This is a genomic window from Arthrobacter sp. Alg241-R88 (genome assembly GCF_900537115.1).
Taxonomy (GTDB): Bacteria; Actinomycetota; Actinomycetes; order Actinomycetales; family Micrococcaceae; genus Arthrobacter.
Map to the genome: position 1 here is coordinate 976,243 of NZ_UNRG01000001.1, position 15,824 is coordinate 992,066.

The window sequence follows — 15,824 nt, forward strand, 5'->3', positions numbered from 1 at the left end:
TCCGGCTGACATGATGTCTTCAACTGAAGAGCTTTTGAAGCGTCTCGGTGTCTCTATTGACGCCGGGACGCTTCGTCTTGCGCTCACACACCGTTCCTACGCCTACGAAAACGGCGGCATACCCACGAATGAGCGGCTCGAATTCCTGGGGGACTCCATCCTTGGCTTCTCCGTGACGGACGCCCTGTATCGGGACAATCCAGACCTGCCCGAAGGCGATCTTGCCAAGCGACGCTCGGCCGTGGTCAGCACCCGTGCCCTCGCCGGCATCGGACGCAGCCTCGGCATTGGCGACTACATCTACCTGGGGCAGGGCGAAAAGCTCACCGAGGGCAAAAACAAGGCCTCAATCCTGGCGGACACCATGGAGGCGCTGATCGGCGCCACCTACGTGTCCAACGACATCGAGACCGCCCGCCAGCTCGTGATGCGGCTGATTGGGCCCCTGCTCAAGGATGCCGGCGCTTTGGGTGCGGGAACCGACTGGAAGACCAGCATCCAGGAACTCGCGGCCAGCCGCCAGCTCGGAACCATCCATTATGCAGTGGAGGGCTCCGGCCCGGACCACGCGCGGATTTTCGCGGCTACCCTGCACATTGGCGGCACGGCCTACGGCAAGGGCACCGGCCACTCCAAAAAGGAAGCGGAACAGGAAGCTGCCGCCGACGCCTGGCGTGCCCTCACCGGCAACGCCGGCTCCGCGCCGGCGGGCAAGTCCCCCGGTTCCGTAGCCGCCAAGTAGCGTCGTGCCCGAACTTCCCGAGGTTGAGGTGGTCCGCCGCGGCCTGGTGAGCTGGGTCCGCGGCAGGACCATCGAGCGCGTTGACGTCCTGGACCAGCGCTCGATCCGGCGCCATGCACTGGGTACCGAAGACTTCATCGGCAACCTCGAAGGCGCAACGGTCGCGGACGTCGTGCGGCGGGGCAAGTTCCTCTGGATGCCGCTGCTCGATACGTCCGCCGGGGCTGACGGGCCACTTCCGGACGGGCCTGCCGGCACCCAAAAGGTGGCGCTGATGGCGCATCTGGGCATGAGCGGGCAGCTGCTGATGCAGGATGGCGGCGCCGCGGATGAAAAACACCTCAAAGTACGGATCCGGCTGGGCCCGCGCGACGGCATGCCCGAAGAGCTGCGGTTCGTGGACCAGCGGATCTTCGGTGGCCTGTTCGTGACCGCTTTGGTTCCAACGGACGACGGCGGTCCGGGCGGCCTCGCTGAATCGCCCCTTCCGCTGATCGCAGAAGAAGCGGCGCACATCGCAAGGGACCCCCTGGATCCGGCTTTTTCCTTTGACCTTTTCTACCGCCGCCTCCGCAAACGCAAAACAGGCCTGAAACGTGCCCTGCTGGACCAGGGCCTAGTGTCCGGCATCGGAAACATCTACGCCGACGAGGCGCTGTGGCGCGCCCGCCTCCACTTCGCCCGGCCCACCGACACCCTGCGCCGCGCTGAAGCGGAAAGGGTAGTGGGCAGCGCGCGCGAAGTCATGCTGGATGCGCTGGCCGCGGGCGGAACCAGTTTCGACTCCTTGTATGTGAACGTCAACGGCGCCTCGGGATACTTCGACCGGTCCCTCAACGCCTATGGGCGGGAGGGGCAGCCGTGCAAGCGGTGTGCTGCTGCGGGAATCCACGCAACCATCCGCCGGGAGCAGTTCATGAACCGCTCCTCACACACCTGTCCCGTGTGCCAGCCGCGTCCCCGCAACGGCCGCTGGTAGTACAAACGCCGGCCGGTCCCGGTGCCCCCGAGTGCAGGGGTACGGGCCCGTCAATCCGGGCCATTTCGCCGGTAAGCAGTAGATTTGGTGCAGGGAAGCATCCGTCCCAGCCATCCAGGAGACCTAAAAGCCTTGCACCTCAAAAGCCTGACCGTCCGGGGGTTCAAGTCGTTTGCGTCCGCCACCACCTTCAATTTCGAGCCCGGTGTCACCGCCGTAGTGGGCCCCAACGGCTCCGGCAAGTCCAATGTGGTGGACGCCTTGGCCTGGGTCATGGGGGAGCAGGGGGCCAAGACCCTGCGCGGCGGCAAGATGGAAGACGTCATCTTCGCCGGAACGTCCGGCCGGCCCCCGCTGGGGCGCGCACACGTGTCGCTGACGATTGACAACACTGACGGTGCCCTGCCCATCGAGTACAGCGAAGTGACCATATCCCGGACGCTTTTCCGGGCCGGCGGTTCCGAATACGCCATCAACGGCGCGGGCTGCCGGCTGCTCGACATCCAGGAACTGCTGTCCGACTCAGGCCTGGGCCGTGAGATGCACGTCATTGTGGGCCAGGGCCAGCTGGACCGGGTCCTCCATGCCACCCCCGAGGACCGCCGGGGCTTCATTGAGGAAGCCGCAGGCATCCTCAAGCACCGGCGCCGCAAGGAGCGGACGGTCCGCAAACTCGAGGCCATGCAGGCCAACCTGCAGCGGCTCACCGACCTGACCGGCGAAATCAGGCGCCAGCTGACCCCGCTGGGGAAACAGGCTGAGGTGGCCCGGCGTGCCCAGCGCGTCCAGTTCGACGTCCGCGATGCCAGGGCGCGGCTACTCGCTGACGACCTCGTCCAGCTGCAGGAAGCACTGGAGCAGGACGTCGCAGACGAAGCTGCGCTCAAATCCCGGCGGGCCGCCGTCGAGCAGGAGCTGGAAGCCGGGCGCCGGCAGCAGGCTGCCCTGGAGCAGCTGGCCGCGGAAGCAACGCCAAAGCTGAACGCGGCACGGGACACCTGGTACCGGCTGACTGCCTCCCGTGAGCGGCTCCGTTCCCTCGGAACGTTGGCCCAGGAACGCACCCGCCTGCTCGGGTCCACGGAGCCCCCGGCAGCTGGCCGTGATCCTGAACAGCTTGAGCGGCAGGCCGGGCGCGTGCGCGGGGAGCTTGCCAAGCTCGAGCGCCACATCCTGGATAGGCGCAGTGGACTTGAGGCCGCCAGCGCAGCCAAAGCGGAGGCAGAGGCCGCCGCCCTGGCCGAGGACAAGCGGCTCACGGCGGTGCTGCGGGCAGCCGCGGACCGGCGTGAAGGACTGGCCCGGCTCGCCGGCCAGGTTGCTGCGGCGAGGTCACGGGTGGAATCCGCGCAGGCCGAGCTGGGCAGGCTCCGGGAATCCCAGGCTGCCGGGGCGGAACGGCGTGCCCGCGCCCAGTCCGAGTTCACCGCGCTGGAAAACCAGGTGGCAGGCGTGGAAGAAGGAGAGGAATCCCTTGACGCCGAATATGAGGCCGCCAGCGAAGCACTCGATGCAGTTCTGCAGGACATCTCCGGCTTCAAGGCGGCCGTCAGTGAGGGAATCCGCAAGCGTGATGCGTTGGTGGCGCGCCGGGACGCCCTTCAACTGGGGCTCAACAGGAAAGACGGGGCAGGGCACGTCCTTGACGCCGGACTGGCAGGTGTCCTGGGAACCCTCGCCGGGGAACTGGCGGTGGAACCGGGTTACGAAACGGCGATAGCCGCTGCCCTGGGGGAAGCCTCGGACGCGGTCCTCGTACGGGACCACGAGGCTGCAGCCGGTATGGTCCAACTGCTCAAGGACGACGACGCCGGGCGGGCGTCGTTCCTGCTCCACGCTGGGGGTGCCGCCCAGGTGGCGGTGGCGGGTGAAGCCGCGCCCCTGCCGGAAGGGGCCCGCTGGGCAGGGGGACTTGTGCAGGACGCCGGACCCGCAGCCCCGGCAGTGAGGCACCTGCTGGCCGGCATCGCCGTCGTCCCCGACGTCCAGGCGGCCGCCGCGCTGGTGTCCGCGCGTCCCGGTATCACGGCGGTGACCATGGGCGGGGATGTCTTCACCGCGGTTTCAGCCACGGGCGGCTCGGCGAAGGCGCCGTCCCTCCTTGAAGTCCAGGCCGCCGTGGACGAGGCCGAAAGCCGGCTTTCGTCCGTCACTGCCGGGCTGGAGCGGAACAGGTTCGCCCTGGCCGCGGCAGAGGCGCGGCGGGCTGAGGCGCAGGAACGTGCCGACGCTGCCCTCGACCGGCTGCACGAATCAGATGCCAGGCTGGCGGCCGTGGCGGAACGCCTCGGCCACCTCAACTCCGTACTTCGCAGCGCAGTGGGCGAAAGCGACCGGCTGGCGGCGTCCCTGGCTCAAGCCGAAGCGAACGTTGTGGCCGGGCAGGAAGCGCTCGCCGCCGTGACGGCGCGGCTTGCCGCCGCTCAGGAGGCGCCCCTGGAACAGGAGCCCTCCACCGAACACCGGGATGCCCTCGCCCAGGCTGCCTCCACAGCCCGGGCTGCCGAGGTGGAGGCCCGGCTGTCACTGCGCAGCGCCGAAGAGCAGTTAACCGCAACCCGGAACCGGGTGGATTCGCTGGAACGTGCCGCTGCCACCGAACGCCGCGCCCGGGAGGAAGCAGCCGAACGCGCCCGCCGCCGCCGGGCCCAGGCGAAACGGGCTGCCGCCGTAGCGGCCGCTGTTGAACTGGCCCTGCGGTACATGGATGTGTCTGTGGACCTGGCCAGGCACGAACGCGACCTTGCTGAAGAGAACCGGGAACAGCGGGACAAGGAACTGCTGCAGATCCGGACAGCCAATGACCTGTTCGCGCGGGAACTCGCCGAGCTCACGGACAACGTCCACCGCGATGAACTGGCCCGCACCCAGCAACGTGCCCGCATCGAAGCCCTGGAAAGCCGCTCCATCGATGAGCTCGGGATCACGCCCGATGCCTTGGTGTCGGACTACGGGCCTGAGGTGCCCGTCCCGGTCCCTGCCGAAGAAAGCGGCGACAAATGGGCGGCACTGCGCGCCCCGGTGGATGCCGCCGGAGCCGAAATCATCGAGGGCAAGCCCTATATCCGCGAGGAGCAGGAGAAGCGGCTCCGGAAGGCAGAACGCGACCTCGCCAGCCTGGGCAGGGTCAACCCCCTGGCGCTGGAGGAATTCGCCGCGCTTGAGGAGCGCCACCAGTTCCTCAGCACGCAGCTGGAGGACCTGAAGGCCAGCCGGAAGGACCTGCTGGACATTATCAAGGAGGTCGATGACCGCGTCCAGCGGGTTTTTACGGAAGCCTTCGAGGACACCCAGGCGCAGTTTGTCAGGGTCTTCGCCCGGTTGTTTCCGGGCGGAGAGGGACGGCTGGTACTCACTGACCCCGCGGATATGCTCACCACCGGCATCGAAGTGGAGGCCCGCCCTGCGGGAAAGAAGATCAAGCGCCTTTCGCTCCTGTCCGGCGGTGAACGCTCCCTGACGGCAGTGGCCCTGCTGGTTGCGATCTTCAAGGCACGGCCTTCGCCGTTCTACGTGATGGATGAGGTGGAAGCCGCCCTGGACGACACAAACCTGGGCCGCCTCATCACCATCTTCGAGGAACTCCGGGAGTCCAGCCAGCTCATCGTCATCACCCACCAGAAGCGGACCATGGAAGTAGCCGATGCTCTCTACGGCGTGACCATGAGGGGCGACGGCGTCTCCACCGTCATCAGCCAGCGCCTGGGCGCCGAGGTGTAGGCGGGCTGTGGCGGGCGTTACGGGCAGCCCCCTCGCCGCCCGTAACGCCCGCTGCGTTATGAGAAGCTAGGGGAGTGAATGACATCCTCCCCATAATTTTGTCCATTGTTGCTGCCTTGGCGGTTATTGGCGGGCTGATTCCGGTCCTGCTCAAGACGCGGAAGAACATCACCCAGTACCCCGGCACCCGGGATGCCAACGACCCCGTCCTGCCACGGAGCGGGAGCACGGCCGTCGAGGACAGTCCGGCCGCGGCGACGGACCGCAAGGCCCCCGACGGCGTGGACCTGGAGGGGCTGGACACCACCACCGTCCCGGACGATGCAGCGGGCCTGGAAGTCATCCAGGTCGAGACCCCGCTGCCCGTGGCCGGCCGCCTCATGCGCCTTCGCGAACGACTGGTCCGCTCCAACAACATCATGGGCAAGGGCCTGCTGGCACTGCTGTCCAGCGACAAGATCGATGAGAACGTTTGGGACGAAGTCGAGGAAACCCTCCTTCTGGCCGACCTTGGCACCGAACCAACCATGCAGCTTGTGGACGCCCTGCGTGAGCGCGTCAAGGTGTTGGGCACCCGGACCCCCGAGCAGGTCAAGATGCTGCTCCGGGAGGAGCTCATCAAGATTGTGGACCCCACCATGGACCGCACCCTGAACGTGCAGCGCCACGCTGACAAGCCGGCCGTCATGATGGTGGTGGGCGTAAACGGCGTGGGCAAGACCACCACCGTGGGCAAGCTTGCCCGCGTGCTGGTGGCCGAGGACAAGGACGTCATCCTTGGCGCCGCGGACACGTTCCGTGCTGCGGCTGCGGAGCAGCTGGCCACGTGGGGCCAGCGCGTAGGCGTCCCCACCGTGAAGTCGGACATCGAGGGTGCCGATCCGGCGTCCGTTGCCTACGAAGCAGTGAAGGCCGGCATCGACCAGGAAGTCGACGTGGTGATGATTGACACGGCCGGCCGCCTTCAGAACAAGGTGGGCCTGATGGACGAGCTGGGGAAGGTCAAGCGTGTGGTGGAGAAGCTTGCGGAGGTGGACGAGGTCCTCCTGGTGCTGGATGCAACCACGGGCCAGAACGGCCTGAACCAGGCGCGCGTGTTCTCCGAAGTCGTTAACATCACGGGCATCGTCCTGACGAAGCTGGACGGCACGGCCAAGGGCGGCATTGTCGTCGCCATCCAAAAGACCCTTGGCGTACCGGTCAAGCTCATTGGATTGGGCGAAGGTGCTGACGACCTTGCCCCGTTCGAGGCTGAAGCGTTTGTGGACGCGCTGCTGAACTAGCGGCCGTCCGCACTGCCCGCGCTTTTGGCGGCCCGAAGGGTTTCACGGGTGGTAATCCAGCTGCAGGCGGCAACCAGCATGATGCCGCCCGTGACGCCGAAAGCCCAGCCATAGCCCAGGCGGTCTGCCAGCACGCCGGCCAGCACGGGCCCGGCGATCGCGCCGACGTCGGACGTCATCTGGTACACCGCCAGGACCTTGCCGCCGGACCGCCCGTTGCCGATCACATCGGCGACGGCGGCCTGCTGGGCCGGTCCGAACAGCCCGGAGCCGACGCCGGCCAACGCCGAGGCTGCCAGGAACCACACCAGGTCACCGGCGACGCCGATCCCGGCCGTTGCAGCACCGGCCACCAGCAGGCCCGCGATCATCATGGGCTTGCGCCCCATGCTGTCCGCCAGTCGACCGGAGAACGTCAGCGCCACGGCATTGCCCGCGGCGAACACCGCCAAAGCCAGCCCTGCCGCCTCGGGCCCGGCGCCGAAGGCAGCAGCGGCAAACAGGGGAACGGTAGCCATGCGTACGCCAAAGGTGGCCCACCCGTTGGCGAAGCTGGACATCAGCGCAGCCCTGTACGGTCCTGTTGCCAGCGCCTCGCCGAGCTTCATCTCCGGTGACCGCTGTTGTGCCTCCGCAGAACCGCGGCGCTCGTGGCTGAGTTGTGTCTGGACCACCAGGGCGGCGGCTATCAGGGCTGCGGCATACGCCAGGAACGGTATCCGGAGGCCGAATCCGGCCAGCAGCCCGCCCACAATCGGGCCGCAGACATTGCCGATAAGGAACGCCGTCGCGTACGCGCCGGACACCCTGCCCCGGCTCTCCGGAGGCGCGAGCCGGATCACCAGGGCCATGGACGCCACGGTGAACATCACGGAACCTGCGCCGCCGAGACCGCGGAAGAGCAGCAACTGCCAGTAGTCCTGGGCGAACGCGCAGGCCGCCGTGGAGACAGCCACAATCAGCAGCCCCGCCACATAGACGGGCCGTTCACCCAACCGGCCGATCAGGCTGCCGCCCGCCGGGGCGAACACGAGCCGCATAAAAGCGAAGATGGCAACAATCACGGACGCCTCGGTGTTTCCCACCCCGAACGTGGTCGCAAATTGCGGCAATACGGGCGCAACAAGCCCGAATCCCAACGCAATCAGGAACGCTGCCGCGAGCATCACCTTAATATCGCGGGGAAGCCGGTCCCGTTGCGGCCGCAGGCGGGCCAGGATCCTTGAAGTGGCGCCGCTTCCGCGGGGTGCTGCCGTCATGGTGCACAAATCCTTGCAGTCTGGAGGGCCGGGTGCCGGCGGAAACGGTGAAACACAACCGTAACAAGCGCGATATGCACCATTTACTTCCTAGAGGTTGTTGTAACAGGCCGGCAATCTAAATCCTCCGTGGGCGAAACACGGCGCGGACAAACTCGTTACAGGACGCAAAAGGCGTTGGCAGGCGGAGGACTCCGCAATATTCGACCAGAGAGGACGTGCACCATGGAACTTACCGCAGGTCACGTATGGATCATGGTGTCGGCAGCCCTCGTGCTGCTGATGACGCCGGGTCTGGCATTTTTCTACGGCGGCATGACGCGTGCCAAGGCCGCACTGAACATGATGATGATGAGCTTCATCTCCATCGGCATGGTGGGCGTGGTCTGGGTCCTCTGGGGCGCCTCCATGAGTTCCGGTGAAGGGTTCCTGCAGATTGTGGGCAACCCGTTCGCCACCTTCGGACTCGAGGGCATCGACACTCCTGACGGGCTGATCAAGGTGGGCTACGCTGCCACCTTCGCCATCATCACCGTCGCGCTGATCAGCGGCGCCATCGCAGACCGGGCAAAGTTCGGCGCCTGGAGCGTCTTTGTCCCCGTCTGGGTCACACTGGTGTACTGCCCCCTGGCCTACATGGTCTGGGGCGGCGGCCTCTTCGGCCCCGAAGGTGCTGTGGGCCAGGCGCTCGGCCCGGCCATCGACTTCGCCGGCGGCACGGTGGTCCACATCAACGCAGGCGTGGCCGCACTGGTACTCGTCCTCATCATCGGCAACCGCAAGGGCTTCGGCAAGGATCCCAACCACCGCCCGCACAACATCCCGTTCGTGATGCTTGGCGCAGCCATCCTGTGGTTCGGTTGGTTCGGCTTCAATGGCGGCGCGGCCACCACTGCTGAACAGGGCGGCCTCATCTGGGTCAACACGCTCGCCGCTCCTGCTGCCGCCATGCTCGGCTGGCTTGTCACCGAACGCATCCGCGACGGCCACCCCACCTCCCTCGGTGCAGCGTCCGGCGTGGTTGCCGGCCTGGTCGCCATCACCCCCGCTTGCGCCAACGTCAGCCCCGTCGGTGCCCTCGGCCTCGGCGTTGTGGCCGGTGTGGCCTCAGCCCTCGCTGTTGGACTGAAGTTCCGCTGGGGCTTCGATGACTCACTCGACGTCGTGGGCGTCCACCTCGTCTCCGGCATCATCGGCACCGTGGCCCTGGGCTTCATCGCACTTCCCGCCGACGGCGTGGGCGGCGGCCTCTTCTACGGCGGCGGCATGACCCAGATGTGGGCCCAGCTCGCAGCTGCCGGCATCGCCATCGCCTACTCGGCGATCCTCACGGCCATCATTGCCCTGGCCATCCACAAGACGATGGGCTTCCGGGTTTCGCAGGAACAGGAATCGGTGGGTGTGGACCTCAGCCTGCACGCCGAAACCGCCTACGAGTTCGGTGTTGGCGGACACGGCGGAAGCTTCCAGCCGCTGCACGACATGATTACGGGCAAGACCCAGCCGGAGGCCTCCGGGGCCACGGCGGATGCCCGGAAGACCGATTCAGCAACAGGCAAGGAAAGCGTGGGGGCATGAAACTGATTACCGCAATCGTCAGGCCGGAAAAGCTCGAAGCCATCCGGGAAGGACTGGAAGCCTACGGCGTACAGGGTCTGACGGTCAGCGCGGCAAGCGGCTACGGCCGGCAGCGCGGCTACACCGAGGTGTACCGCGGAGCCGAGTACAACGTGGACCTCCTGCCCAAGATCCGGGTGGAAGTCCTGGCAACCGATGAGCAGGCTGACGACATCCTGGACGTCATCATCGCCAGCTCCAACACCGGCCGGGCCGGGGACGGCAAAGTCTGGACCATGGACGTCTTCGAGGCAGTTCGGGTCCGGACCGGGGAACGGGGAGTCGCCGCCATCTAGGCGGTCGGCAACCAGGAAAACAGTCCAGAAGAGCGGGCAGGAAATTGGAAGGTTTCCTGCCCGCTCTTCTGTTGTGCCCGTCTATATTTCCTGCGCCTTGCCCGCGTCCGCTGGGACGCCTCGCGGTTTACTCAGCACGCACGCTCCTGGACAGTTCCCCCGGCCCCGAGGATCCGGCGTCGTAATCCTCCAGCGGGACCCTGTCCTGTTGCCAGGCCTTCAGGACCGGCTCCACAATCCGCCAGCAGTCTTCTGCCGTATCACCCCGGACGGAGAGCAGCGGATCGCCGGTGAGAACGCCCTCCAGCACTTCCCCGTAGGGCAGGAGTTCGGATGCGCTCAGTTCAGCTTCTAGCGTGACCCGGCTGAGGCTGAGGATCTCGCCGGGCCCGTTCACATCGACGTCGAATTCGAGGGTGTCGGGCCCGAAGCCGATCCTGAGCTGGTTCGGCGAGTCCACCCCCGTAAATCCCTTGGGAAGGTGGGGGACCGGCCTGAACGTCACCACGGCCTCCTTGCGCTTCACGCCCATGGCTTTCCCGGAGCGCAGGATGAACGGGACACCCTTCCAGCGCCAGTTATCAATCCCCACCTGGATCTGCGCCAGCGTTTCAGTTCCCCGGGAAGCGTCCACGCCGTCCTCCTTCGCGTAGTCGGGCACTTCCTTCCCGGCCACCGTCCCGGACGTGTATCGCGCCCTGCGGGTGGAAGCTGCATAGGGAGCGGGGACGCTGCTTGCCCGCAGGACCGTGGAAACGGCGTCGCGCAGGTCCCGTTCGCTGATGCTCGACGGCGGCTCCATCGCCATCAGGGCCATGATTTGGAGCAGGTGGCTTTGGATCATGTCCCGGAGTGCACCGGCGCCGTCGTAGTAGCGGGCCCTGCCCTCGAGCGCGAGGTCCTCGTCGAAGATGATCTCCACCTTCTCCACGTGCTCGCGGTTCCATACGGGCTCCAGGAAGTTGTTGGCGAAGCGCAGGCCCAGGATATTCAGCACCGTGGCTTTGCCCAGGAAGTGGTCGACTCTGTGGATATGGTCCTCCGGCACCAGGCGCACCAGGGTCTGGTTGAGCGAACGGGCGGACTCCTCGCTGGAACCGAAGGGCTTTTCCATCACCAGCCTCGTGCCGGCCGGTACCTGGTCCGGCCGGAGGGCTTCACAGGCCAGTTGGCTGATCCGGGGCGGCAGGGCAAAGTAGACGGCGGTGGGCCCCTCAAGGTTGGTCAGCAGCGACGCAAGCGCACCGCCGGCCGTGACATCCAGCTGGTGGTAGACGGTCTCCTTTTCCAGGTCCTCCAGTGCCCGCAGGCCACCCGGGGAAGCCGACTCCGCGGACGCCGCGAAGGACGTACGGACCCTGTCCCGCCATTGTTCCGGGGTCCAGGGATCGGAGCCTGCGCCCACCAGGCGGAGGCCTGCCGCGCGGCCCGTAGCAACAAGCCGCGCCAGGCCGGGCAGGAGCAGCCGCCCGGTGAGGTCGCCGGAAGCGCCGAGGATGAGCAGGGTTTTCACTGTTGTCTGGCTCGTCATTTTGCCAGCATGCCACCTTGCGGGCCCGACTTGGTACCCTAGATAGTCGAGTCCCGATCATCCACTGAAAGAAGTGCACGGCGCGTGTTCAATTCACTCTCTGACCGGTTGACAGCAACCTTCAAGAATCTCCGCGGCAAAGGCCGCCTGACGGAGGCGGACGTTGACGCCACAGTCCGGGAGATCCGCCGCGCCCTCCTGGACGCGGACGTTGCCGTTCCCGTTGTCCGTGAATTCACCGGCCGGGTGCGCGAACGCGCCCTGGGTGCCGAGGTCTCCGGGGCCCTGAATCCAAGCCAGCAGATCGTCAAGATCGTTAATGAGGAGCTGGTGGAGATCCTCGGCGGCGAAACCCGCCGCATCCGCCTGGCCAAGAACGGGCCCACCATCATCATGCTGGCCGGCCTGCAGGGTGCCGGTAAGACCACCCTCGCCGGCAAGCTGTCCAAATGGCTGAAGGCCCAGGGCCACAGCCCGATGCTGGTGGCCTGTGACCTGCAGCGCCCCAACGCCGTCACCCAGCTGCAGGTGGTTGGCCAGCGCGCCAAGGTGCCGGTGTTCGCGCCGCACCCCGGCGCCACCTCCACCGAGCTTGAGCACCCTGCCGGGGACCCCGTAGAGGTTGCCCGCGCCGGTGTTGAGGAAGCCCGCCAGAAACTCCACGACGTTGTCATCGTGGACACCGCCGGCCGCCTCGGCGTTGATGCCGACATGATGGAGCAGGCACGGCAGATCCGCCGTGCCATTGTGCCGAACGAAGTGCTGTTCGTCCTTGACGCCATGATCGGCCAGGACGCCGTCAACACGGCGCATGCCTTCGATGAGGGCGTCAACTTCACCGGCATCGTCCTGTCGAAACTCGACGGCGACGCCCGCGGCGGTGCCGCACTTTCCGTTGCGTCCGTCACCGGCAAGCCGGTGATGTTCGCCTCGACGGGTGAAGGTCTTGACGACTTCGAGCTCTTCCACCCGGACCGGATGGCGTCCCGCATCCTGGATATGGGCGATGTCCTCACGCTCATCGAGCAGGCCGAGAAGTCCTGGGACAAGGACGAAGCTGCCCGGATGGCGAAGAAGTTCGCCGACCAGGAAGACTTCACCCTGGATGACTTCCTGGCGCAGATGCAGCAGATCCGCAACATGGGCTCCATGAAGAAGATGCTCATGATGATGCCGGGCGCTCAGAACATCCGCCAGCAGCTTGAGCAGTTTGACGAGCGCGAGATTGACCGCGTTGAAGCAATCGTCCGCTCCATGACACCGCATGAGCGTGTGGCGCCCAAGATCATCAATGGCTCCCGCCGCGCCCGCATCGCCCGCGGTTCCGGCGTGCACGTCTCCGAGGTCAACGGCCTCCTGGAGCGTTTCGCGCAGGCCCAGAAGATGATGAAGAAGATGGCCCAGGGCGGCATGCCCGGAATGCCTGGGATGCCCGGCATGCCCGGTGCGGGCGGCGGTGCGCGGAAGAACGCCAAGAACGCCCCCAAGAAAAAGGCCAAGTCAGGTAACCCGGCCAAAGCCGCGCAGGAGCGCAAGGAGGCCGAGGCACGCCGTGCGAATGCCGCCAAGGCTTTGCCCACCGGGGCCGCCTTCGGCCAGCAGCAGGGCGACTTTGATCCCTCGCAGCTGAACCTGCCCAAGGGCTTCGACAAGTTCCTCGGCCAGTAGCCACATCTGCAACCAGGTAGCGCCAAGTGTCGTTTTGACCCGTCAAAACGACACTTGGCGCTACTCACTTGGGATGTCGGCGCCGTCGAATAGGGTTGGGTCATGTTCAAGCAGAGGGTAGTGTTCGTGCACGGCGCCGGCAGCTTCGGCTCCGCTGCATGGCCGCGCCAGCACGGTATGGCGCTGTCCTATGACGCTCTGTTCTTGCGCCGCCACGGGTACCATCCTGTGGCTGAACCCGTTGAATCCTCCTTCGACGAGGACGCCGCCATTGTGTTGCGGTCCCTTGCCGACGACGGCAGGGGTGCCGCGGGCGGACACGTTGTGGCGCACTCCCAGGGAGCCATCGCAGCGATGATGGCCGCCGTCGAGCGTCCCGACCTTGTCTTTTCGTTGACGCTGGTGGAGCCGGCCTGCTTGTCGCTTACCGCGGAACTGCCGGCCACGGCGGCCCATATCGGGCTGATGCAGCCCTTGTTCGATGTCCGGCACCAGATGAACGACGAGGACTTCCAGCGCGAGTTTGTCCGGCGGGTCTATGCCACGGACCTGCAGCAGCCGGCCACAGCGGAGGAGAAGCGGTCCGCCAGGAGGCTGCGGCTGCAGGCCCCCTCCTGGGAGGCGCCGCTGCACATTGTTCCCGGTGTTCCCACCCTGGTCCTCACTGGGGGATGGGAACCGCTCTACGAGGAGATTGCCCGCTACCTGCGTGAGACCGGCGCCCTGCACCGCACGGCGGCGGGAGGGCACCGGCCCCATGACTCCCCGGAAGGTGACCGCATCATCCGCTCGTTCATCAGCGAGGTCAGCAGGAGCCAGCCTGCCAGGGCTTCCTGAACCCTGCCGAGGGCAGCCTCTCCGTCCGGCAGGCCCCCAATAGCCTGCCGGACGGAAAATGTGGAGCAGTTACGGGCGGCCGTTGACCGGAACGGCCAGTTCCGGGAGATAGACCTTGCCGCCCGTTGAAAGGAATTCCTCGCTTTTCGCGCGCATTCCCGCTGCCATGTCCGCCACCGCCGCCTGCGACTCCGCTGACCCGTATTCGTCCCGGATGTCCTGGCTGATCCGCATGGAACAGAACTTGGGACCGCACATGGAACAGAAATGCGCTGTTTTGGCAGGTTCCGCGGGGAGGGTTTCGTCGTGGAATGCCTCGGCGGTCACCGGGTCCAGGGACAGCGCGAACTGGTCCCGCCAGCGGAACTCGAAGCGTGCCTTGGACAGCGCGTCATCACGTTCCTGCGCCCCCGGGTGGCCCTTGGCGAGGTCTGCGGCGTGCGCTGCGATCTTGTACGTGATCACCCCTGTTTTGACGTCATCCTTGTTGGGCAGGCCCAGGTGTTCCTTCGGGGTGACGTAGCACAGCATTGCGGTGCCGTACCGGGCGATTTCCGTGGCGCCGATGGCCGAGGTGATGTGGTCGTACCCGGGTGCCACGTCGGTAACAAGCGGGCCCAGCGTGTAGAAGGGCGCACCCTTGCACAGCTCCTGCTGGCGTTCGACGTTTTCCCGGACCAGGTGGAACGGAATATGGCCGGGGCCCTCCACCATCACCTGCACGTCGTATTCCCAGGCGCGCTGCGTCAGTTCAGCGAGGGTGTCCAGTTCGGCGAATTGCGCGGCATCGTTGGCATCGGCCGTCGCTCCAGGCCGCAGCCCGTCGCCCAATGAAAACGCGACGTCGTACCTTGCGAAGATTTCGCAGAGCTCGTCGAAGTGCGTGTAGAGGAAGTTTTCCTGGTGATGGGCAAGGCACCAGCCGGCCATGATTGATCCGCCGCGGGACACGATGCCGGTCACGCGGTTGGCGGTCAGGGGAACGTACCGGAGCAGGACGCCGGCGTGGATGGTCATGTAGTCCACGCCCTGTTCGCACTGTTCAATGACGGTGTCGCGGAAGATCTCCCAGGTCAGCGCGTTTGCTTCGCCGTTGACCTTTTCCAGGGCCTGGTAGATGGGGACGGTGCCGATCGGAACGGGCGAGTTGCGGATGATCCATTCCCTGGTGGTGTGGATGTCATCGCCGGTGGAAAGGTCCATCACTGTGTCTGCGCCCCACTGGGTGGCCCACTGCAGCTTGTCCACTTCTTCGGCGATGGAACTGGTGACCGCCGAGTTGCCGATGTTGGCGTTGATCTTCACCAGGAAGGCCTTGCCGATGATCATGGGTTCCGACTCGGGATGATTGATGTTGTTCGGAATGATCGCCCGGCCGGCTGCCACTTCGCTGCGGACCAGTTCCACGTCGCAGTTCTCCCGCAGCGCCACGAAGCGCATTTCGGGGGTGATGACGCCCTGCCGCGCGTAGTGCATTTGTGTCACTGCCCGGCCTTCGACGGCGCGGCGGGGCACGGGGCGGGCGCCCTTCCACTCCGCGCTGGCGGCACCGCGGCGGACAGCCGAGCGGCCGTCGTCGAGCAGGTTCCGTCCGCGGCCGCCATAGGTTTCCGTGTCGCCGCGCGCTTCTATCCATGCCGAGCGGAAAGGGTTCAGGCCGCGGACGGGGTCGCTCCCCGGGCCGGCAGTTCGGTAGATCCGGAACGGACCATTGGAGTCGCCGTTGGGTGACGGTGCCAGGGCTATCTCCGTAACGGGCACCTGTATCCCGGCTGCTTCATCGTGGACAAAGGCCAGGGAATGGGACTTCAGCGACTGCGTAACAGGAGCCTGGTCCTGGCCGCCTTCGGCCCCACCTGACGGAATGTGGGCAGGGTTCAACGGTGCAATAG

Annotated in this window: 11 protein-coding genes; 8 read left to right on the forward strand and 3 right to left on the reverse strand. The window is 66.2% G+C overall.

Annotation, left to right across the window (positions count from 1 at the left end):
* Positions 1 to 13: 13 nt before the first annotated feature.
* The 4 genes from rnc (at position 14) to ftsY (ending at position 6,724) form a co-directional block, all read left to right on the forward strand.
* Entirely contained in the window at positions 14 to 742 is a 729-nt protein-coding gene (gene rnc, locus G6R19_RS04475) for a ribonuclease III (RefSeq protein ID WP_163162657.1), read from the forward strand.
* A 4-nt stretch (positions 743 to 746) separates the two neighbouring features.
* Positions 747 to 1,721 carry a bifunctional DNA-formamidopyrimidine glycosylase/DNA-(apurinic or apyrimidinic site) lyase gene (gene mutM / locus G6R19_RS04480; protein ID WP_163162659.1) on the forward strand — a complete coding sequence of 325 codons (975 nt, stop codon included), beginning with the start codon at positions 747 to 749 and terminating at the stop codon, positions 1,719 to 1,721.
* 132 nt (positions 1,722 to 1,853) lie between these two features.
* Entirely contained in the window at positions 1,854 to 5,441 is a 3,588-nt protein-coding gene (smc, locus tag G6R19_RS04485; protein ID WP_205484225.1) for a chromosome segregation protein SMC, read from the forward strand.
* A gap of 74 nt (positions 5,442 to 5,515) precedes the next feature.
* Positions 5,516 to 6,724 carry a signal recognition particle-docking protein FtsY gene (gene ftsY, locus G6R19_RS04490; RefSeq protein ID WP_163162661.1) on the forward strand — a complete coding sequence of 403 codons (1,209 nt, stop codon included), beginning with the start codon at positions 5,516 to 5,518 and terminating at the stop codon, positions 6,722 to 6,724.
* On the opposite strand, the gene G6R19_RS04495 is transcribed toward ftsY, so the two are convergent.
* Positions 6,721 to 7,983, reverse strand: a complete 1,263-nt coding sequence (locus G6R19_RS04495; RefSeq protein ID WP_163162663.1) for an MFS transporter — start codon at positions 7,981 to 7,983, stop codon at positions 6,721 to 6,723. The genes ftsY and G6R19_RS04495 overlap by 4 nt on opposite strands.
* A gap of 225 nt (positions 7,984 to 8,208) precedes the next feature.
* Here G6R19_RS04495 and G6R19_RS04500 point away from each other — a divergent pair, with 225 nt between their 5' ends.
* Together G6R19_RS04500 and G6R19_RS04505 are read left to right on the forward strand one after the other, a co-directional pair.
* Positions 8,209 to 9,561 (forward strand): ammonium transporter, encoded by a 1,353-nt coding sequence (locus G6R19_RS04500; RefSeq protein ID WP_163162665.1) that lies wholly within the window; start codon positions 8,209 to 8,211, stop codon positions 9,559 to 9,561.
* Complete coding sequence (locus tag G6R19_RS04505) at positions 9,558 to 9,896, forward strand: P-II family nitrogen regulator (RefSeq protein ID WP_015937412.1); 339 nt, start codon at positions 9,558 to 9,560, stop codon at positions 9,894 to 9,896. The genes G6R19_RS04500 and G6R19_RS04505 overlap by 4 nt, the downstream gene beginning before the upstream one ends.
* Before the next feature lie 127 nt (positions 9,897 to 10,023).
* Here G6R19_RS04505 and G6R19_RS04510 read toward each other — a convergent pair whose 3' ends face one another.
* Positions 10,024 to 11,427 (reverse strand): glucose-6-phosphate dehydrogenase, encoded by a 1,404-nt coding sequence (locus G6R19_RS04510; protein ID WP_163162667.1) that lies wholly within the window; start codon positions 11,425 to 11,427, stop codon positions 10,024 to 10,026.
* Between the two features lie 84 nt (positions 11,428 to 11,511).
* Here G6R19_RS04510 and ffh point away from each other — a divergent pair, with 84 nt between their 5' ends.
* Positions 11,512 to 13,095, forward strand: a complete 1,584-nt coding sequence (gene ffh, locus G6R19_RS04515; protein ID WP_163162669.1) for a signal recognition particle protein — start codon at positions 11,512 to 11,514, stop codon at positions 13,093 to 13,095.
* 102 nt (positions 13,096 to 13,197) lie between these two features.
* Complete coding sequence (locus G6R19_RS04520) at positions 13,198 to 13,932, forward strand: alpha/beta hydrolase (protein WP_163162671.1); 735 nt, start codon at positions 13,198 to 13,200, stop codon at positions 13,930 to 13,932.
* A gap of 69 nt (positions 13,933 to 14,001) precedes the next feature.
* Here the strand turns inward: G6R19_RS04520 and thiC are convergent, their stop codons facing one another.
* Positions 14,002 to 15,813 carry a phosphomethylpyrimidine synthase ThiC gene (gene thiC / locus G6R19_RS04525; RefSeq protein ID WP_163162931.1) on the reverse strand — a complete coding sequence of 604 codons (1,812 nt, stop codon included), beginning with the start codon at positions 15,811 to 15,813 and terminating at the stop codon, positions 14,002 to 14,004.
* Between the last annotated feature and the right edge of the window lie 11 nt (positions 15,814 to 15,824).

Coding starts and splice junctions, on each gene's coding strand:
- G6R19_RS04495 (WP_163162663.1), bottom strand. CDS start 7,983: ATGACGGCAGCACCCCGCGGAAGCGGCGCCACTTCAAGGATCCTGGCC.
- rnc (WP_163162657.1), top strand. CDS start 14: ATGTCTTCAACTGAAGAGCTTTTGAAGCGTCTCGGTGTCTCTATTGAC.
- G6R19_RS04520 (WP_163162671.1), top strand. CDS start 13,198: ATGTTCAAGCAGAGGGTAGTGTTCGTGCACGGCGCCGGCAGCTTCGGC.
- G6R19_RS04505 (WP_015937412.1), top strand. CDS start 9,558: ATGAAACTGATTACCGCAATCGTCAGGCCGGAAAAGCTCGAAGCCATC.
- G6R19_RS04510 (WP_163162667.1), bottom strand. CDS start 11,427: ATGACGAGCCAGACAACAGTGAAAACCCTGCTCATCCTCGGCGCTTCC.
- G6R19_RS04500 (WP_163162665.1), top strand. CDS start 8,209: ATGGAACTTACCGCAGGTCACGTATGGATCATGGTGTCGGCAGCCCTC.